Origin of the sequence: Roseovarius sp. MS2 (assembly GCF_051447875.1) — a bacterium.
Classification (GTDB): Bacteria; Pseudomonadota; Alphaproteobacteria; order Rhodobacterales; family Rhodobacteraceae; genus Roseovarius; species Roseovarius mucosus_A.
Genome location: NZ_JBKHVF010000001.1, coordinates 653,366 through 672,417, shown reverse-complemented (window position 1 = coordinate 672,417; position 19,052 = coordinate 653,366). Strand labels below are relative to the sequence as shown.

Here is a 19,052-nt window from a genome sequence, read left to right as displayed (position 1 = left end):
ACGGGGTAGGGCGATCCTAGGGTCAAGCCCGAGGATGACCACTCAAACCTACGGACCCACTCTCATGACCCATATCCTCGCTATCGACCAAGGCACCACGTCGAGTCGCGCGATCCTGTTCGATGCGCAGATGCGCATCACGGCCACGGCACAAGAGGAATTCGCCCAGCATTTTCCGCAATCGGGCTGGGTCGAGCATGACGCGAATGATCTGTGGTCGACCACAGCGGGCACCTGCCGCGCGGTGATCGAAAAGGCCGGGCTGACCGGGGCCGACATCGCCGCCATCGGCATCACCAATCAACGCGAGACAACGGTGGTCTGGGATCGCCACACCGGGCAGGCCATTCACCGCGCGATTGTTTGGCAAGACCGGCGCACGGCAGAGTATTGCGCCGAATTGCGCGCCGCAGGCCACGAACCGATGGTGGCCGGGCGCACCGGGCTTTTGCTTGATCCTTATTTTTCCGGAACAAAACTGCGCTGGATTCTCGATCATGTCGAGGGCGCGCGCGCCCGCGCCCAAGCGGGCGATCTGCTTTTTGGCACCGTCGATAGCTATCTTATCTGGAAACTCACGGGCGGGCGCGTGCATGCCACCGATGCAACAAATGCCGCGCGCACCCTGCTTTACGATATCCGCAAAGGGCGCTGGAGCGCCACGATCTGCGATCTCTTGGGCATCCCGATGCAAATGCTGCCTCAGGTGCGCGACAGCGCCGATGACTATGGCCACACCCGCGCCGATCTCTTTGGCCGCGAAATCCCCATTCGCGGTGTGGCGGGCGATCAGCAGGCGGCCACAGTGGGGCAGGCGTGTTTCAAGCCGGGGATGCTCAAATCCACCTATGGCACCGGCTGTTTTGCACTGCTCAACACGGGCGATACGCCGGTTGTCTCGCAAAACCGGCTGCTCACCACCATTGCCTATCAATTGGATGGCAAGCCGACCTATGCGCTCGAAGGCTCGATCTTTGTCGCGGGGGCCGTGGTGCAATGGCTGCGCGACGGGCTCAAGATGATCCGCCACGCCAGTGAAACACAGCCCCTCGCCGAACAGGCCGACCCCAATCAAACAGTCGTTCTGGTGCCTGCCTTTACCGGGCTTGGCGCGCCCTATTGGCGGCCTGACTGTCGGGGGGCGATCTTTGGGCTTACCCGCAGCACCGGGCCTGCGGAACTGGCCCGTGCGGCGCTGGAAAGCGTGGGGTTCCAGACCCGCGATCTCTTGCGGGCGATGCGCGATGATTGGGCCGGGCACGGGGCCGATGCGGTATTGCGGGTGGATGGCGGAATGAGCGCGTCTGACTGGGCCATGCAGTTCCTGTCAGACATTATCGACGCGCCTGTGGATCGTCCGCAAGTGCTGGAAACCACCGCGCTTGGGGCGGCTTGGCTGGCGGGGATGCAGATCGGTCTATACCCCGATCAGGCCGGATTTGCCGATACTTGGGCATTGGAACAGCAGTTTCTGCCAAAGATGTCGACCGAGCTGCGCACCGCCAAGGTTGAGGGTTGGACACGCGCGGTTTCGGCCACACTCGCCTTTTAGTTGTTCTAACCTTCTGCTCAGGTTACAGTCTTTCACGAGAGATTTTACTCTCGTGACACGTCTCATATTGTGATCAAGGCCGCCAAAGACTAGGTTCTCGACAAAGGAATGTATTTCCTGTTTCCCAAGGAGTTGCCATGACCGCCCCGGTCAGCGTCATTGTCCCGGCCAGAAACGAGGCGCAAACCATTGCCCGCGTCGTGTCGGTGCTTGCGGATATGCCGGATGTGGGCGAGGTCGTGGTGGTCGACAACGGCTCGACCGATGCGACGGCAGAATTGGCGCGCGGGGCGGGTGCGACAGTTATCTCAGAGACACAAACCGGCATGGGCCACGCGGTGCGCGCAGGTGTCTCCGCCGCCCGCCATGACTGGGTGATGAAGGTCGATGCCGATCTCGACAGGTTTGACACTGATCTGTTTGCACAGATGCCCGCTGCCCGCGGCCCCGGTGTGGGCTTGATCAAGGGGGCGTGGCACGACCCCGCCGATAACATGCCGATGACCCGCCTTTTGGTGCGGCCGGCCCTGCATCAGATGTTTCCGGGCTTGTCGCATCTGCGCGCACCCAATTCCGGGCTCTATGTCTTTGATCGGTCTCTGATCGCCTACAACGGTCTTGCGACTGATTATGCGGTCGATCTTGATATCATGCTGCGGGTGCATGCGGCGGGGTATGACGTGGCCGAGGTGGATATTGGCCGCATCGTCCACGACACCCGTGATGTCACGCATTACAATGGCATGGCTGAGCAGATCTTTGCCTTTTTCCTCAGCCGTCAGCCCCGGATGTTGACCCGCGAGATGGTTGTTCTGGCGCAGGACGGCGCGCAGGTGATCCATCACGCGCTGGGGACCATTGGCCACCGGCTTGCAGCAGGGGTGCGCGTCACGGTCTATCTTGAGGATATGAACGCTCTTGGGTCGCGCGTGCTGCACGAACTGCTTGGGGCCTATCCCACCGTCCGGGTGCTGCCGCTTGACGACAGGTCTGCATTCTCTGCCCATGCCAATGCCACCGGGCTGTGTGTGCTGGCCCCCTATCCGCGCGCAGGCGGGGGATCGGCCCTGTCTGAGGCGGTTGCTCTGTTTGAGGCGAACCATGATCACCTGCCCGGCGCTGTCTGGTTGATGCCGGTCCATGACGCCGGACGCGAGATCACGGGCTTTGCACCCGATATGCTGCCAGAGGTGGCGGATGGGCTGGCGCTCAAGCAAGCCGCGCTTGGTGCGATGGGGGTTTCTATTCCGCCGCTTGCCGGTCTCGCCCGCGAACTTTTTCAGAGCTATGCCTCCCTGCCTGATGCCCTGCGTCCCGCCTATGGGTCGCTTGCCGGGCACCGTCACCCTTCGGTCGGGAATTTCTGACAGCCGATCTTGCCTGCCGAAAAGTGCAAAACGCCCTGTGACAATCGGGGCGTTTGCCTTTGAGCCCGCACTCAGACCCCTTTGAAGTTTACGGCGCCCTCATGTTCCAGCGCGCGCTCCTGCGCCTGCTTGCGCATCGTGTCATCCTCGCGACGGCGGCGGCGCAGGCGGCCATACTGGCCGATGCCCACCGCCAAAAGGATGATTGCGCCGCCGGGGATCAGCCCCGGTCCGGGGTCTTCGCCCAGCATCACCATCGCGATCAGAATTGCCGCCAGCGGTGAAAATGACGTGGCCAATGATACATCACCCGAGCGCGCATATTTAAGCCCGAACGCCCAGGCGAATTGCCCGCCAATGATACATCACCCGAGCGCGCATATTTAAGCCCGAACGCCCAGGCGAATTGCCCGCCCATGATCACCACCACCGCATAGATCCAAACCCATTGCCAGACCACCGGATCAAACACATCCTGAAAATGGTTCGGACCAAACAGGTATAGGGCCACAAAGAAATAGACCGTCGTGCCCACCGCCGTGCGGTAGATCGCGAAAATCCCCATAGGAATGTCGCGCAGACCTGTGCGGGCAATCAAAGTCGAGGCAATATAGGACAGCGTCGCCAAAAGCGCGCCAATCTCGCCCTTGCCAAGGTTGAGCGATGCGCCCTCACTGTTCATCAGGATCATCACCGCCGCCCCGCAAAGCGCCACCAGACCGGCAACAAAGGCCCAAGGCTCGAACTCCTCGCGCAAGACCAGCCAGGCCGCCAGCAAAAAAAGTGGCGGTTCGATCCGGCCCATCAACACAACATTCGTGACCGTGGTATGCTCCAGCGCGTAAAAGAACAGCCCCGGTGTCAAAGCGGAAGAAAAGAACGCCGAAAGCGTCAGGATCGCCCAGTTTTTCCGTGTCAGCGCGCGCAGGTTCTCAAAAGTCCAGTCGCGCCAGAACATGAAAATCATCGGCACCATCGACATAAGCGAGCCGACAAACAGCAGGTTGCAATAGGTGATGACATTGCGCCCCATCACGAGGTTCTGTGATCCGATATCGGCCAACAGCGAGACGAGGGAATTTGACGAAGCATAGATCAACACCGCGACCCAAGCGAGCGTGGCACCCATCATGACCTTGGAGGCATCGGGAACAATCTGTGTGCTGGCGTTAGTCATGGCGCGCTCCTGAACCGTGATACCGAAACCTGACTTTACCTTGCGCCCTAACCGTGGTTGGTGCAATCCACGCCCGCGCACAGATGGTCACGTTCCTCTGATGGCCGCGAAATATTGTTTCAACGACGGCGCGCGGGTCACGCTTGCGTGGGAAACGGTGAAAATTCTCGTGATTTCTGTTGTAAATCACGGCGCGGGAGGCAAGTTTGCGCACCATCGGGCCATGTGCCCCCCTGATCCCCAAGGGACATTTCCATGACCGCCCCCTCTGATACGCCTACCTCCGGCTTTGTCACCATCTTTGACGACACCTATGATCAACCCGATTGTCGGGCCTATTTCCGCATGATGGACCGGCTGGGCTATCGCAACCAACATCACGCGGTCGCGGGGTTTCGGGCCGGATTGGGGGAAATGATGCGCCTGCGTGGTCTTGAGCAGGCAAGGATCGTTGATTTCGCCAGCAGCTATGGCATCGTTTCCGCACTCATGGCGCATGAGCTGAGCCTGGAACAGGTGTTTGCCCGCTACCGTCAGCCGGTGTTCGACAGCGCGTCTTCCGCAGAGGTGATTGATCTGGATCGCGGCTGGCTGGCGGGGCTGCGCCGCCCTGCGCCCGCGTTGCATGTCACCGGCATTGATGTGATGCCCAACGCGGTTGCCTATGGGCGCGCGGTTGGCCTCTTTCAATCCGGCTTTGTCGAGGATCTGGAACGTGCAGAACCATCCGAGGGGCTTGGCCGGGAACTGGCGCGCTGTGACATGATCGTTGAATGCGGCTCTGTTGCCCAGCTTATGCCCCGCGCGCTCGACCGGATGCTGGCGGCTTGCGGCCCGGTCAAGCCTTGGGTCATGACGTCGCCCATCCGGGGCAACGAGCGGCCCGAGGCAACAGAGGTGCTGCGCGCCCACGGTCTTGTGGTTGAACGTCTGCCGATCCCGGCCTTTATCCACCGCCGATTTGAAAGCCCCGAGGAACAGGCCCGTGCCATCGCCAATGCGCAGGCCGCAGGGCATGACACCGAAGGCGTGGAAACCACCGGTCACTTCCACGCGCAGATCCTTCTGGCGCGTCCCGAGGCAGAATGTACCGACCCCGCCGACTGGTCGATGCCCCTAGACGTGCCGCCCATGGCGGATGGCGCGGCCCCTGCCGATCTTTGAGGTGCAGGCCTCTATCGACAGAGTTGAGGGTTTTCGATATGTCTTGTAAGACTTAACGAAAATTTGGCATACCCGCATCATGACACAGCCAGAGCCACCCAGCCTTCGGATTCGTATCGTCTTTGGTGACGAGGCAATGCTGGGCCCCGGCAAGGCCGATCTGTTGGAGCGTATTCGCGATACAGGCTCCATCGCCGCCGCCGGGCGCAGCATGTCCATGAGCTATAAACGCGCTTGGATGTTGGTGGAGTCCATGAATGCAGCCTTTCGCGAACCGCTTGTGGACTCGAGCCGAGGGGGCGCTAAGGGCGGCGGTGCCCATCTGACCGACACAGGCATCGAAGTGTTGGCACAGTATCGCAAACTTGAGGATATCATGGCCGAGGCCGGGGCCGCACGGATTGCCGCGATCCAATCCTTGCTTAGGGATATTCCCGGTGGAAAATAACGCTTGCCTCTGATCCCCCGCCTTGCGATATGTTTTTGGAACCATATCAGTGCAGGGAAACAGGGATGATCCGGCCAAAACCTCCAATCACGTTAGCTGCCTGCCTGCTTGCCCTTGCGCCCATCCTCGCAACCACCGCCCGCGCCGACACCGTCACTGTCTTTGCCGCCGCCAGCCTGACCACTGCCTTGGCCGAGATCGAGGCAGGGTTCGAGGCGGCCAGCGGCCATGACCTTGTGACAGCGCTCGCGGGCTCCTCATCCCTCGCCCGTCAGATCCAGCAGGGCGCGCCTGCGGATATTTTCATATCCGCCAGTGCCGACTGGATGGACCAGATCGAAGCGGACGGGCTGATCGAGCCGGGCGCGCGCTTTGACCTCTTGGGCAACCGCCTTGTGCTGGTGTCCCATGGGGATGCCGCATCGCGCGACATCGGCCCAGATCTTGATCTGGCCGCCCTCTTGGGCGAGGGGCGGCTGGCCATGGCGCTGGTCGATTCCGTGCCTGCGGGCATCTATGGCAAAGCCGCGCTGCAAAACTTGGGCCTCTGGCAGGGCATCGCACCGCAGGTGGCCCAAGCCGACAATGTGCGCGCCGCCCTTGCCTTTGTCGCCACCGGCGAGGCTCCTTATGGCATCGTCTACGCAACAGACGCCACCGCCGAGGAGCGTGTCACCATCGTCGGCACCTTCCCCGAGAACAGCCACCCCCCCATCGTCTATCCGGTCGCCGATCTTGCCAACCGCGACACGCCCGCCGAAAACGCCTTTCTCGCCTATCTGCAAGGCCCCGAGGCGCGCGCCGTCTTTGAGCGGCAGGGGTTTACCGTCCTTGCGCGCTGACCCATGACAGACTGGCTTGGCCCCGAAGAATGGAAGGCGGTGTCCCTGTCCCTTCGCGTGTCCTTCTGGGCCACCCTGGCCAGCCTGCCTTTGGGAATTCTCACGGCCTATGCGCTGGCGCGCTGGTCCTTTCCGGGCAAGCAGATCGTCAACGGGCTGGTGCATCTGCCGCTGATCCTGCCGCCGGTTGTCACGGGCTACCTGCTCCTGCTGGTGCTGGGCACGCGCGGGCCGGTGGGCTCTGTGCTGGCGGATTGGGGCCTTGTCTTTGCCTTTCGCTGGACAGGGGCGGCGGTGGCGGCAGCGATCATGGCATTCCCCCTGATGGTGCGGGCGATCCGTCTCTCGATCGAGGCGGTGGATCCCAAACTGGAAGAGGCCAGTGCCACGCTGGGGGCTGCACCCCTATGGGTCTTTTTTACCGTAACCCTGCCCATGGCCCTTCCGGGCATCGTTGCGGGTACGATTTTGGCCTTTGCCAAGGCGATGGGTGAATTTGGGGCCACGATCACCTTTGTTTCGAATATTCCGGGGGAAACACGCACCATCCCCTCGGCGATCTACGCCTTTCTTCAGGTGCCGGGCGGTGAAGGGTCGGCCATGAAACTGGTCATCGTCTCGGTGGTGGTGGCCATGGGCGCGCTCTTGCTCTCCGAGGGGATCGGGCGCCGTGTCGCGGCACGGGTCGGGGGGCGCTGATGCTGGATGTTGCGCTGCGCCATAGCCTTGGGGCCTTCACGCTGGATGCGCAGTTTCGGGCACCACCGGGTGTCACGGTGCTTTTTGGCCGCTCCGGCTCTGGCAAGACCACCATCGTCAACGCTGTGGCGGGGCTGCTCATGCCCGATCAGGGCCGGATCGTATCTGGCGACCGGGTGCTGCTCGATACGGCCGCCGGGGTCCGCCTGAAACCGCACCGCCGCCGTTTGGGCTATATCTTTCAGGAAGGGCGGCTGTTCCCTCATCTCACCGTGCGCCAGAACCTCGGCTATGGCGCATGGTTCGCCCCAAAGGGGGCTGCGCGCGCCGATCTGGCGCAGGTCGTCGATCTTTTGGGCCTTGGCGCGCTACTGGATCGGCGGCCCGGTGCCCTTTCAGGTGGAGAGAAGCAGCGCGTTGCCATTGGCCGCGCGCTTTTGTCCGCGCCGCAGCTCATCCTTGCCGATGAGCCGTTGGCCGCCCTTGATGAGGCCCGCAAAGCCGAGATCCTGCCCTATTTCGAGCGTTTGCGCGACGCGGCGGGCGTGCCCATCCTCTATGTCAGCCATTCCGCCTCTGAGGTGGCGCGTCTGGCAACAACCGTTGTTGCGCTTGAGGCCGGGCGTGTGATTGCACAGGGCCCCGCCGCCGAAGTGCTGAGCAATCCCGCCGTGCTGCCCACCGGTGCCCGCGATGCCGGGGCCGTGCTTAGCGCGCGGGTCATCGCCCATCACGACGACGGGCTGTCCGAGCTTTCGGCGGGGGGTATCCCCCTTTTTCTGCCGCGCGTCGCAGCCAACCCCGGTGCCAGCCTGCGCATCCGCATCGCCGCCCATGACGTGATCCTGTCGCATATCCGGCCCGAGGGGCTTTCGGCGCTGAATATCCTGCCCGGCCTCATCCACGAAATCCGCCCCGGTGGTGGGCCCGGTGCCATCGTGGCGATTGATACCGCCGCTGGCCGGATTCTATCGCGCGTCACGCGCCGTTCGGCAACGGCAATGGGTCTTGCAGTGGGCCAAGACGTGCACGCCGTGGTCAAGGCCGTTGCGGTCGCCGCAACAGATATTGGCGCAGGCTAAAAGGCCCACATTCTACTCGGTCGTGCGATCCGGGGGAAAGATCATCGACAGCGGCCCGACACGCGGGGCCTCGTCGCCAAATGCGATCTCCCCTTCGATATGGCGCAGGTGATGATCCACCATGTCCTGAGCGCGCGCCTCATCCCGGTCTATGATGCTCTGGACAATGCGCGCATGCTCGTCATCCGAACAAAGGCTCGCGGTTTTGGAGCCATACAGCCCGATGATCAGCGAGGTGCGCATGGTCAGTTCCGCAAGGTAATGCTCCAAGACCGAATTGCGCCCGATCCGCGCCAACAGCATGTGAAACGCCCGTGAGGCGCGAATCGCCTTGGGACGGTCATTGTGCTGTCGAATCTCATCCTCGGTCGCCAAATGCGCGCGCAGTCGCTCGATATCCGCCTCGTCAGCACGGCGGACGACATTGCGGATGATCGTGGCCTCAATGGCGCGCCGGGCCTGAAACACGTCCCGCGCCTCGTCCTCAGAGGGGGTAGAGACAAACGCCCCCCGGTTGGGGATCAGGTCAACCACCTGATAGGCCGCAAGCGTCGCAAGCGCGCGGCGTACATGCGCGCGATTACAGGAAAAAAGGTCGCTCAGCGCCTGTTCGCCCAGCTTGGTCCCAGCCCGAAGCCGCTGGTCCGAGATGGCATCCAGCACATGCTCAACCAGCACGTTTTCCGGCGTTTCGGACATTCTGATGCTCCCGGCTGTGTTTCTCGGAAAATGGCATTTTTGAGGATCAGAATCGACCATAAAAATTGTCTGTTTAAATTGTTAACAATTTATGTTACTAAAGTGAGGACTCAAGTGGAGGAGCCCATGAAAATTTTTGTCATCAACCCCAACTCGACCACGAGCATGACCGACAAGATCGCGGCCTCCGCGCGGGCGGTCACGGCACCGGGCGTTCTGATCGAGGCGCGCTCGGGCATAGGTGCCCCCGCCAGCATCGAGGGCCATTATGACGAGGCAATGGCAGTGCCGCGCCTGCTTGATCAGGTCCGCGAGGCCGAGGCACAAAAGGCCGATGCAATCGTGGTTGCCTGTTTCGACGACCCCGGCATCGGCGCGTGCCGCGAGATTGCCACCGGCCCGGTGATCGGCATCTGCGAGGCGGCGGTCAAGGCGGCCAGCATGGTGGCCACCTCCTTCAGCGTGGTCACGACCCTGCCGCGCTCGGTCCCTATCATCGAGGAAATGGTGCGCCGCTACGGGCTTGATCACCAATGCCGCCGCGTGCGCTCGGCGGCGATCCCGGTGCTGGCGCTGGAAGAACCCGGATCAAACGCCCGCCTTCTGGTGCGCGCCGAAATCCTCAGGGCGATCGAGGAGGATCGTTGCGAGGCAGTGGTTCTGGGCTGTGCCGGCATGGCGGATCTTGCCGCATGGCTGACTGAAGAAACCGGAATTCCCGTGATCGACGGTGTGACCGTCGCCACGAAATTCGCCGAAGCCTTGGTTGGGGCCGGCATCAAGACCAGCAAGATCGGCGCCTACGCGCCACCAAACCCGAAATAATGCATCTCAGGGAGGAGAGTCATGACAATTTCAGATACAAACGGGGGTGTTTTGCCGCATGACGGGCAAATGCCCGAGGTGATCGAACACAAGGGTCTGGGCGAGGAATCGCTGGCCCCCCAGAAAACGCGGATCATGGACCCGTGGTCCTATCTTTTTGCCTGGCTCGGTGGCTGTGTGTCGATTGGCACCTTTACCATCGGCTCGGGCCTCGTGGGCACGCTCAATCTGCTACAGGTGTTTCTGGCCATCGCCATCGGCTGTACCGTCATCGGCCTTGCGCTGATGATCAACGGGGCGGCGGGGCACAAATACGGCATCCCGATGATGGTGCAATTGCGCTCGGCCTTCGGCTTTTCCGGCGCGCGCATCCCGGCGCTGGTGCGCTCTGTCCCCGCCCTCGTCTGGTTCGGCTTTCAAAGCTGGATCGGTGCGGGCGCGCTCAATCTGGTAAGCGAGACGCTCTTTGGCTACTCCAACATTGTCGTCTTTTTCATAGGCTTTCAGGCGCTGCAAATCATGCTGTCGGTTCTGGGCTTTCACGGCATCAAATGGCTGGAGAATATCGGCTCGGTCTTCATCATCGGCGCGCTGATTTACATGTTCACCTCTGTCATCGGCAAATATGGCGAAGAAATCAGCACCAACCTCATCAATGTCGAGGGCACATGGGGCGCGCCATTCTGGGGGGCGACCATGCTCTTTCTGGGCATCTATGCCACGATGATGCTCAATGTCTCGGACTATAGCCGCGAATTGCGGCAGGATGTCGGGCGCGTGCGCCAAGTGGTGATCTATGCCAATTCCATTCTGCCCGCGACGCTCTTCATGGGCCTCATCGGTCTCATGGTCTCCAGCGCGACAGGCGAGGTTGATCCCATCCGCGTCTTCTCGAACGCGGTCGACAACAAGCTCTTGCTCGTCGTTACCCTGCTTTTCATCGCCTTTGCACAGGTCACGACCAATATTCTCAACAATGTCGTGCCGCCCGCCTATGCGCTGATGGATGTGTTCAAACTCAACTACAAGACCGCTGCCGTGGTCGTCGGTCTCTTGGCCTTCGCCACCTTCCCGTGGGAATTGGTCAAGAACGAATCCGCCGCGGGTCTCAATCTCTTCATCCAGACCTACAGCGCGTTCTTGGGGCCAATCTTTGCGATCTTGGTGGTGGATTACTACGTGCTGCGGCGTCAGACGCTCGATCTCGAGAAACTCTATGACGAGAGCGGCGATTATGCGGGCTATAACCCGGCAGCCCTGATCGCCATGGCGGTGGGTGTGATCGCGGCGCTGACCTTTTCGGCGGTGTCATGGTATGCCAGCTTGATCCCGGCGGGTGTCACCTATTACCTGCTGATGCGGCACCTGCCCGCCGCACAGCGGTTCCTCGACCGCTGAGGCGCAGTCTGACAAAAGGCAGGGGGCCAATCGCCCCCTGTCCTTTCGTTTCCCCCAAGACACGACCCCCGGAGGTGATGACATGATCCGCTATCCCAGAAATTTGCGTGGCTACGGCCCAAACGCCCCCGATCCGCAGTGGCCCGGTGGGGCGCGGATCGCGGTGCAATTCGTGCTCAACTACGAAGAGGGCGGTGAAAACTGCCTGCTGCATGGCGATGCCGCGTCAGAGGCATTTCTGTCGGATATTCCGGGGGCCACGCCCTGGCCCGGTCAGCGCCATTGGAATATGGAATCGATCTATGACTACGGCGCGCGCGCCGGGTTCTGGCGGCTGCATCGCCTCTTCACCGGGATGGGCGTTCCGCTGACCATATACGGCGTCGCCTCAGCCCTTGCGCGCAGCCCCGAACAGGTCGCCGCCATGCAAGAGGCCGACTGGGAAATCGCCAGCCATGGTCTTAAGTGGGTCGATCACAAGGACATGCCCGAGGCCGAGGAACGTGCCGCCATCGCCGAGGCGATGCGCCTGCATACAGAGGTGACCGGCACCCGCCCACGCGGCTGGTATACAGGCCGATGCAGCGTCAATACCGTGCGCCTTGTCGCCGAAGAGGGCGGCTTTGATTACATCTCGGATTGCTATGACGATGACCTGCCGCATTGGATGGAATTCGGCAGCCGCGATCAGCTGATGATCCCCTATACGCTTGAATGCAACGACATGCGCTTTGCCGCGTCGCCCGGATGGGTCACGGGCCGCGACTTTGAATCCTACCTGACCGATACCTTTGACACGCTCTATGCCGAAGGGCAGGCGGGTGCCCCCCGGATGATGACCGTGGGCCTGCATTGCCGCCTGATTGGCCGGCCGGGCAAAATAGCGGGCCTGCGCCGCTTTATCGACCATGTGCAGCGTCACACAGACGTTTGGTGCCCCCGCCGGATCGACATTGCCGATCACTGGGCGGCCACACATCCGCACCGCCGCTTTGAGCGCCCCAGCCAGATGGACCACGCGCGCTTTGTAGAGGTGTTCGGCCCGCTGCTGCCCGCCCCGTGGATCGCGGATCGCGCATGGCAGATAGAGCTTGGCCCCGCCCATGACACTGCGGTGGGTCTGCTCAACGCCTTTAGCCGGATACTCCGACAGGCCACCCCGTCCGAGCGCGGCGACCTGACCTGTGCCGCGCTTGAGGCGCAGACTTTGCCCCGCCTACAGGCGCTTTTGCCATGACCGTGGCCCCCCTCATGGCCCAACCGCTGATCGCCGCCGCCTTTGCCCCCTACGGCGATGTTCTTGAGGTGGCGGGCGCCCCCGACCGGATGATCAATGCGGGCCTCTGCGGGCGGTTCCACGACCGCGCGCGGCTCGAATTTCTGGATGGGCGCGCCGGTATCAGCCTTTTTGATGCCGAGGCCCGGCACCTGCCCTATGCGCTCGACCTGATGGAACGGCACCCTCTGGGCTCTCAGGCGTTCATCCCGCTCGACAACGTGCCAATGCTGATCTGCGTGGCCGCGGATACCCATGGCCACCCCACCACCCCGCGCGCCTTTCTCAGCCAGCCGGGGCAGGGGGTCAATCTCCTGCGCAATGTCTGGCACGGCGTGCTGGCCCCCATCGGGCGGGCCGGGCGCTATGCGGTGATCGACCGGATCGGCCCCGGTGACAATCTCGAAGAATATCACTTTGACCAGCCTCTGACCGTGGAAGGACCACAGCCATGACCAAGCGCAGCTATTACACCCCCCAAGGCGGCCTGCCGCCGCAAACCCAGCTTTTGACCGGGCGCGCCGTCTTTACCGAGGCCTATGCCGTGATCCCGCGCGGCACCATGAGCGATATCGTCACCAGCTATCTGCCCTTCTGGGACAAGGCGCGCTTTTGGGTTCTGGCGCGGCCCCTCTCGGGCTTTGCCGAAACCTTCTCGCAATATATCGCCGAGGTGCAGCCGGGCGGTGGCTCTGACCGCCCCGAGACCGAAGAGGGCGTCGAGGCGGCGCTTTTCGTGGTCGAAGGCGCGCTGCGCCTGACATTGGACGGGCAGGCGCATGAGATGACCGAGGGTGGCTTTGCCTATATCCCGCCGGGCACCCCGTGGACGCTGCGCAACACGGCCGACAGGCCGGTCAAGTTCCACTGGCTGCGCAAGGCCTATCAAGCGGTGTCCGGTCTCGACCATCCGCCGGTGATGGTCGTCAATGAAAACGACATCGCCCCAGTGCCGATGCCCGACACCGATGGCGGCTGGGCCACGACCCGTTTCATGGACCCCGCCGACCTGCGTCACGACATGCATATCACCGTTGTCACCTTTCAGCCCGGCGCAGTGATCCCCTTTGCCGAAACGCATGTGATGGAACACGGGCTTTATGTGCTGGAGGGCAAGGCGGTCTATCGCCTCAATCAGGATTGGGTCGAGGTCGAGGCGGGCGATTTCATGTGGCTGCGCGCCTTCTGCCCGCAGGCCTGTTACGCGGGCGGTCCAGGGCCGTTTCGCTACCTGCTCTACAAGGATGTGAATCGGCATATGGCGTTGTGATACGGGGGCGCTGCCCCCGGACCCCCGAGGTATTTCGGGCCAGATGAAACGTCAGAGAAAATCCAGAATACGATCGGTCAGGGAGGACGGAATGACAAGCATAGACCACGGGCATGTGCCCACAGGCAACACGATGGACCCAGAGGGAAACACCCTCAATCCGGTTGGCGCGAATGAGAAAACATGGGGCTGGTTCGCCATCTTCAACGTTTGGGCCAATGACGTGCAGTCGCTCTTTGGCTATTCGCTCGTGGCGTCGCTTTTCATCTCGTACGGGGTCAGCGGCTGGACCGCCTTTGCCGCCCTTATCGCGGCGGGGCTCTTTACCATGTGGATGGTCAACCTCTCAGGCGCTGCGGGCGAGAAATACGGCATCCCCTATCCGGTGCTGGCCCGTGCCAGCCTTGGCACCAGCGGCGCAAAATTGCCCGCGATCCTGCGCTCGACCGTGGCGGTGTTCTGGTACGGCGTGCAGGTCTATTTTGCCTCAACGGCGGTGGCGCTCCTGATCCGCTCGATCACCGGCGCGAGCGGCGGCGCGGAAATCTTCGGTCTCACCGGTATCGACTGGCTGTCGTTCTTCATCGTCTGGGCCTTTCACATCGTGATCTTCTGGCGCGGCATGAACTGGGTCGAGACCTTTCTCAACATCGCGGGCCCCTTCGTGTATCTTGTGATGATCGGCCTAGTTATCGTGCTCTGGCAACGCTCTGACGGGCAGCTTTTGTCTGCCGCAGGCACGATCTTTGCCAACCCCGACGCGAGCTTTGCCAGTGAATTCAACGGCTTTGTCGCCATCGTCGGCACCATGGTGGCCTATTTCGCAGCCGTGATGATCAACTTCAGCGACTTTTCCCGCTACGCCAAGGACCGACCCACCATGCTCTTGGGCAATCTCACCGGATTGCCATTTAACATGATCCTCTTCTCGGCGCTGGCGCTCTTGACTACGGCAGGGGCGGCAGTGGTCTTTGGCGAGGAAATCACCAACCCGAGCGAGATTGTCGAGCGCACCGATTCTGTGCTTTTGGGCATCATCGCCGCGATCACCTTTTTTGCCGCAACCGTTGGCATCAACCTTGTTGCCAATTTCATCCCGGCTGTAAACGGCATCGCCAATCTCGCCCCCGGCAAGATCAGCTTTCGTCAGGCGGGGCTGATTACGTCGGCCTTCGCGCTTATCATCGGCGGGCTCTGGACAAGTTTCATCAGCGAATTCGGCATCGGTGGCTTTGTCAACACATTGGGCGCGACGCTGGCCCCGATCTTTGGCATCATGATCGTGGATTACTATGTTCACCGCAAAGGCCATCTCGACCTTGACGATCTCTATGACATGCAAGGCGGGCGCTATCACTATCAGGACGGCTGGAACCGCACGGCGGTGATGGCCTTTGGCCTCGCGGCGGTTTTTTCGGTGGCAACCGTCTGGGTGCCGTGGTTCGGCTTTCTCTCGGGCTATAACTGGGTGATCGGCGCAGTCTTGGGCGGCGGGATCTACACCCTGCTTGCCAAGAGCCCCGCACGGGTCTAGGCCCCACGCCCTACGCGGCGGGCCGGCACAAAACCCTGTGCCCGCCGCATTCAAACCCCTTGCGTTGGCCCCGCCGCTTGGCTATCACGCAGCCCACGGGTGATTAGCTCAGTTGGTAGAGCGCTTCGTTTACACCGAAGATGTCGGGAGTTCGAGTCTCTCATCACCCACCATCCCCACTTTCTCAATGCTTTCATATGCTTGGCACTTCCCTCTTCGCTAGTCGCGCAGGGATTTACTGTTCTTTGCCAATGGTGTGTCTCCGTCTGTGCCTGCATGGCCGCTTTGGGTGTGCCGCGCAAACTAGGGTCAGGCGTCAGGGTCGTTGTGCGATCCTTCCGGGTCAAGGGCACCGCAATGTCTTCCAGATCGTTTCGTCTGCCCAATGATCAGCGCTTCAACTCCTACAAATCTCGCCTTGTAAGGCGCGGTTCGGATGCTCCGGTGAAATAAACTTTGGGCGGTCTGAAACTTTTGCGTCTTGGCTGACGTGGCTTTCCCATCAGCGGCTCAGACGAGCCTTTGACAACAAGGGAGAACGACAAATGACCTTCAAGACTTTTCTGAGCACGGCCACCGCCATTGCCCTTGGCACTGCCGTTTATGCCGCCAATCCAACAGTCGGCGGCGCGCCGATGCTCGTAGAGCGCAACATCATCGAGAATGCTGTCAATTCGCCGGTCCACACGACGCTGGTTGCGGCGGTGAAAGCCGCCGATCTGGTCGACACATTGCAGGGGCCGGGGCCGTTTACCGTGTTCGCGCCGGTGAACGATGCGTTTGCGGCCCTGCCCGCCGGCACGGTTGACACGCTGCTGATGCCCGAGAACAAGGCCATGCTGCAAAAGGTCCTGACGGCTCATGTGGTCGCCGGTGACTGGTCTGCTGCCGACATCATCGCCGCCGCTCGCGCCAGCAAAGATGGCTTTTACCACTTCAACGCCGTGTCGGGCGACGCCCTGTCGGCACAGGTCAAAGGCAACAACGTCTACATCCTTGATGAAAGCGGAAACGCGGCCCGTGTGACGGTGGCTGATGTAGACCAATCCAACGGCGTGATCCACGTGATCAACGCTGTGCTCGTGCCAAAGTAATCCCCCCACATTGGCACGGGATCTGCCCCTCCGCCGCACGGATGGCGGGGGGGTTTTTCGCAGCTTGATGCGGATATGCTTTCTGAAAACCCATGCTCGCGCAAATCGGTTTCGGGTGCGGGTCGGCCGTCTCAGCCTCGCGCGATCTCCAGAAACCGTGCGATCTGTTCCTCTGTCACAGACCAGTCGCACACGAACCGCGCCATCAATGGCTCATCGCTTGCGCCGCTCTCCAATGGCCCCTCGTAGAGCCCATAGACCGCCCCCGCCGCCTTGAGCCGCTGATGCGTGGCGCGGGGCAGGCGGGCAAAGATCATGTTGACGTGGCGCTCAAACACCATCTCAGCCCCCGGCACATCACGCAATCCGGCCTCTAACAGGGCGGCGCGGGTATTGGCCTCTTGCGCGGTGCGCAGCCACAGGTGCTCGCGCAGATAGCCCAGCATCTGCGCCGACAAATACCGATGTTTTGACACCAGATGCGCCGACCGCTTGCGCCGCAACTCGAATTCCCAGGCATTCTCGGGGTTGAAAAAGATCACCGCTTCGACGCCCAGACAGCCATTCTTGGTGCCGCCCATGGACACCGCGTCAATGCCCGCCTTCCAAGTCATCTCGGCGGGCGTGCAGCCCAAGGCCGCCACCGCATTGGCAAAGCGCGCCCCGTCCATGTAGCAGGGCAGCCCGTGATCGCGCGCGACCCCGCAGAGCGCCGCAATCTCGGCGCAGCTGTAGATCCGCCCCCGTTCCGTCGCCTGCGTCAGGGCAAGCGGCCCGTGCTGAGGATTATGCACATCCCCCGCCGGCCAGAGCGCAATCGCGCGGGCCAGATCCTCGGGCGTCATCTTGTCCGCTTCCCCCACAAGGCTCAGCTTGGCCCCGCCGGTGAAAAACTCGGGCGCGTTGCATTCATCGGTGTGGATATGCGCCAGCGGCGTACAAAACACCGTCTGCCATGGCTCGGACAGCGTGGCCAATGCCAGCGCATTGGCCGCTGTGCCGGTGGCCACCAGATAAACGCTGGCTTGCGGGGCCTCGAACACATCGCGCAGCCGGTCTCGCACCTCGTTCATCGGTGCGTCTGTGCCATAAGAGGGCATATGCCCGATATTGACCTCCGCCATCGCCTGCATCACGCCGGGCAATGCCGGGCCGGAATTGTCAGAGGCGAATTGCATCAGAGCGGCTCCTCGATGATGTGATCTTCCCAATCCTCTTCGGGCACCTCGAATTCGGGCAGGGTGCGGTGCCGCATCGACACGCCCGCCTCATGCACGCTGTTCGCATCCCCGGAAATCAGCGGATGCCAGTCAAACAGCGGCTTGCCCAGATACAGCAGCTTGTAAGCGCAGGTTTCCGGCAGCCAATAGGCATGGCTTTCAATCGTATGCGGCTTGAGCGTGATGCATTCGGGCACGAATTGATGCCGGATCGGATATTGCGCACAGAGACAACTGGTGTCGTCAAACAGGCGACAGGCCACGCGGGTAAAGGCCACCTCGCCGCTCTCCTCATCCTCCAGCTTGTTCATGCAGCATTTGCCGCACCCATCGCACAGCGCCTCCCATTCCGCGCGCGTCATGCGGTCAAGGCGGGTTGTCTCCCAATAGCGCGGGCGCAATCCGCTGCGATTGATAGGCTCACTCATAATGCGGCCAACACGCTGCGCGCGCGCAGGCAATCTGCATCCATCTGCGCGATAAACGCCTCTAGGCTGTCGAATGTCGCCTCGGGGCGCAGGTATTCTATCAGCCCGACCGACAGGTTGGCCCCATAAAGATCGCCGGTAAAGTCAAAGATGAAGGTCTCGATATTGGCCTCTTCGCCCTGAAACATCGGCCGCACGCCCAGTGAGGCCGCGCCGTGATACTGCCCCTTATGCGGCCCATCCAGCACATCGACCAGCACCGCATAAATCCCGAACTTGGGCGGATGCAGCCCCTTGATCGACATATTGGCCGTGGGATAGCCCAGCGTGCGCCCCCGCTGCTCGCCGCCAATCACCGGCCCGTCGATCCGGTGCCAATGGCCCAGCATGGCCGCGGCGGCGCGTGGCGCACCTTCGCTCAGCGCGGCACGGATCGCGGTCGAGGACACTTGCCCGCTTTCGCCCTCCAACAGCGTGGCGATGGTCACGCCAAACCCCATCTCGTCGCCAAACTCTTGCAGTATTGCGGCATTGCCCGCCCGTCCCTTGCCAAAACAGAAATCCGACCCCACCACCACATGCTTCAGGCCCAGCCCATCACGAATGACATTTTCCGCAAAGGCGCGCGGGCTCAGCGCCGCCAGACCCGCGTTGAACTTGATCTCATAAAGCCGCTCAACCCCCAGCTTTTGCAGCCGATGCGCCCGCGCTTCGCGGCCCATGAGGCGAAAGGGGGGCGCGTCAGGCGCAAAATACTCGCGCGGATGCGGCTCGAATGTCAGGATACCCAAAGGCGCGCCGATGCGCTCTCCCGCCGCGCGCGCCAGTTCGATGACCGACCGATGGCCAATATGGACACCATCGAAATTGCCGATGGCGACGCTCGCGCCCCGGTCGGCGTCGGTGACATAGGTGTAATCACGGATGATACGCATGGCCAGAGGGGTAGCGCCGCAGCGCCGCCGGTGCAAGAGCGT

At 61.9% G+C, this 19,052-nt stretch carries 20 protein-coding genes and 1 tRNA gene; 15 read left to right on the top strand and 6 right to left on the bottom strand.

The window, feature by feature from the left end; all coding sequences use genetic code 11:
- The first annotated feature begins 64 nt into the window (after positions 1-64).
- Together glpK and ACLGGT_RS03415 are read left to right on the top strand one after the other, a co-directional pair.
- A complete protein-coding gene (gene glpK / locus ACLGGT_RS03420; protein ID WP_421999973.1) occupies positions 65-1,552 on the top strand; it encodes a glycerol kinase GlpK in 1,488 nt (495 codons plus the stop codon).
- Positions 1,553-1,689: 137 nt separating this feature from the next.
- Complete coding sequence (locus tag ACLGGT_RS03415; RefSeq protein ID WP_437195046.1) at positions 1,690-2,919, top strand: glycosyltransferase; 1,230 nt, start codon at positions 1,690-1,692, stop codon at positions 2,917-2,919.
- Positions 2,920-2,990: 71 nt separating this feature from the next.
- Here ACLGGT_RS03415 and ACLGGT_RS03410 read toward each other — a convergent pair whose 3' ends face one another.
- Positions 2,991-3,218, bottom strand: a complete 228-nt coding sequence (locus ACLGGT_RS03410) for a hypothetical protein (protein WP_437195045.1) — start codon at positions 3,216-3,218, stop codon at positions 2,991-2,993.
- On the bottom strand, positions 3,182-4,096 hold the full coding sequence (locus ACLGGT_RS03405; protein WP_437195044.1) for a DMT family transporter: 915 nt from the start codon (positions 4,094-4,096) through the stop codon (positions 3,182-3,184). The genes ACLGGT_RS03410 and ACLGGT_RS03405 overlap by 37 nt, the downstream gene beginning before the upstream one ends.
- Before the next feature lie 255 nt (positions 4,097-4,351).
- Here ACLGGT_RS03405 and ACLGGT_RS03400 point away from each other — a divergent pair, with 255 nt between their 5' ends.
- The 5 genes from ACLGGT_RS03400 (at position 4,352) to modC (ending at position 8,331) form a co-directional block, all read left to right on the top strand.
- Positions 4,352-5,260, top strand: coding sequence for a hypothetical protein (locus ACLGGT_RS03400; protein WP_437195043.1), 909 nt, complete (start codon positions 4,352-4,354; stop codon positions 5,258-5,260).
- Positions 5,261-5,339: 79 nt separating this feature from the next.
- Positions 5,340-5,708 carry a winged helix-turn-helix domain-containing protein gene (locus tag ACLGGT_RS03395; protein ID WP_037296936.1) on the top strand — a complete coding sequence of 123 codons (369 nt, stop codon included), beginning with the start codon at positions 5,340-5,342 and terminating at the stop codon, positions 5,706-5,708.
- 65 nt (positions 5,709-5,773) lie between these two features.
- Positions 5,774-6,550, top strand: a complete 777-nt coding sequence (gene modA, locus ACLGGT_RS03390) for a molybdate ABC transporter substrate-binding protein (protein WP_437195042.1) — start codon at positions 5,774-5,776, stop codon at positions 6,548-6,550.
- A gap of 3 nt (positions 6,551-6,553) precedes the next feature.
- Entirely contained in the window at positions 6,554-7,249 is a 696-nt protein-coding gene (gene modB, locus ACLGGT_RS03385; protein ID WP_081507621.1) for a molybdate ABC transporter permease subunit, read from the top strand.
- Positions 7,249-8,331: a molybdenum ABC transporter ATP-binding protein gene (gene modC / locus ACLGGT_RS03380; protein ID WP_219435685.1), complete on the top strand. Its 1,083-nt coding sequence runs from the start codon at positions 7,249-7,251 to the stop codon at positions 8,329-8,331. The genes modB and modC overlap by 1 nt, the downstream gene beginning before the upstream one ends.
- Positions 8,332-8,343: 12 nt before the next feature.
- Here the strand turns inward: modC and ACLGGT_RS03375 are convergent, their stop codons facing one another.
- Positions 8,344-9,030, bottom strand: coding sequence for a GntR family transcriptional regulator (locus ACLGGT_RS03375; protein ID WP_375552952.1), 687 nt, complete (start codon positions 9,028-9,030; stop codon positions 8,344-8,346).
- A 126-nt stretch (positions 9,031-9,156) separates the two neighbouring features.
- Here ACLGGT_RS03375 and ACLGGT_RS03370 point away from each other — a divergent pair, with 126 nt between their 5' ends.
- The 8 genes from ACLGGT_RS03370 (at position 9,157) to ACLGGT_RS03335 (ending at position 16,427) form a co-directional block, all read left to right on the top strand.
- Positions 9,157-9,855 carry an aspartate/glutamate racemase family protein gene (locus ACLGGT_RS03370; protein WP_375552953.1) on the top strand — a complete coding sequence of 233 codons (699 nt, stop codon included), beginning with the start codon at positions 9,157-9,159 and terminating at the stop codon, positions 9,853-9,855.
- A 21-nt stretch (positions 9,856-9,876) separates the two neighbouring features.
- Positions 9,877-11,253 (top strand): NCS1 family transporter, encoded by a 1,377-nt coding sequence (locus tag ACLGGT_RS03365; protein ID WP_232279147.1) that lies wholly within the window; start codon positions 9,877-9,879, stop codon positions 11,251-11,253.
- 82 nt (positions 11,254-11,335) lie between these two features.
- A complete protein-coding gene (puuE, locus tag ACLGGT_RS03360; protein WP_437195041.1) occupies positions 11,336-12,490 on the top strand; it encodes an allantoinase PuuE in 1,155 nt (384 codons plus the stop codon).
- Entirely contained in the window at positions 12,487-12,984 is a 498-nt protein-coding gene (locus tag ACLGGT_RS03355) for an ureidoglycolate lyase (protein ID WP_437195040.1), read from the top strand. The genes puuE and ACLGGT_RS03355 overlap by 4 nt, the downstream gene beginning before the upstream one ends.
- A complete protein-coding gene (locus ACLGGT_RS03350; RefSeq protein ID WP_437195039.1) occupies positions 12,981-13,799 on the top strand; it encodes a bifunctional allantoicase/(S)-ureidoglycine aminohydrolase in 819 nt (272 codons plus the stop codon). Before ACLGGT_RS03355 ends, ACLGGT_RS03350 begins: the two co-directional genes overlap by 4 nt.
- Before the next feature lie 91 nt (positions 13,800-13,890).
- Positions 13,891-15,333, top strand: coding sequence for an NCS1 family nucleobase:cation symporter-1 (locus ACLGGT_RS03345; RefSeq protein ID WP_437195038.1), 1,443 nt, complete (start codon positions 13,891-13,893; stop codon positions 15,331-15,333).
- 97 nt (positions 15,334-15,430) lie between these two features.
- Positions 15,431-15,506: transfer RNA gene (locus ACLGGT_RS03340), tRNA-Val, on the top strand.
- 372 nt (positions 15,507-15,878) lie between these two features.
- The gene (locus ACLGGT_RS03335) at positions 15,879-16,427 is read left to right on the top strand and encodes a fasciclin domain-containing protein (protein ID WP_081507628.1); all 549 of its coding nucleotides are present in this window, start codon (positions 15,879-15,881) and stop codon (positions 16,425-16,427) included.
- 131 nt (positions 16,428-16,558) lie between these two features.
- On the opposite strand, the gene ACLGGT_RS03330 is transcribed toward ACLGGT_RS03335, so the two are convergent.
- Genes ACLGGT_RS03330 through ACLGGT_RS03320 form a run of 3 tightly spaced genes read right to left on the bottom strand, consistent with a single transcriptional unit; the run spans position 16,559 to position 19,010 of the window.
- Positions 16,559-17,605 (bottom strand): threonine aldolase family protein, encoded by a 1,047-nt coding sequence (locus ACLGGT_RS03330; protein WP_437195037.1) that lies wholly within the window; start codon positions 17,603-17,605, stop codon positions 16,559-16,561.
- Positions 17,605-18,075, bottom strand: coding sequence for a YcgN family cysteine cluster protein (locus ACLGGT_RS03325; RefSeq protein ID WP_008279255.1), 471 nt, complete (start codon positions 18,073-18,075; stop codon positions 17,605-17,607). Before ACLGGT_RS03325 ends, ACLGGT_RS03330 begins: the two co-directional genes overlap by 1 nt.
- Complete coding sequence (locus ACLGGT_RS03320) at positions 18,072-19,010, bottom strand: bifunctional riboflavin kinase/FAD synthetase (RefSeq protein ID WP_081507630.1); 939 nt, start codon at positions 19,008-19,010, stop codon at positions 18,072-18,074. The genes ACLGGT_RS03325 and ACLGGT_RS03320 overlap by 4 nt, the downstream gene beginning before the upstream one ends.
- Positions 19,011-19,052 lie beyond the last annotated feature (42 nt).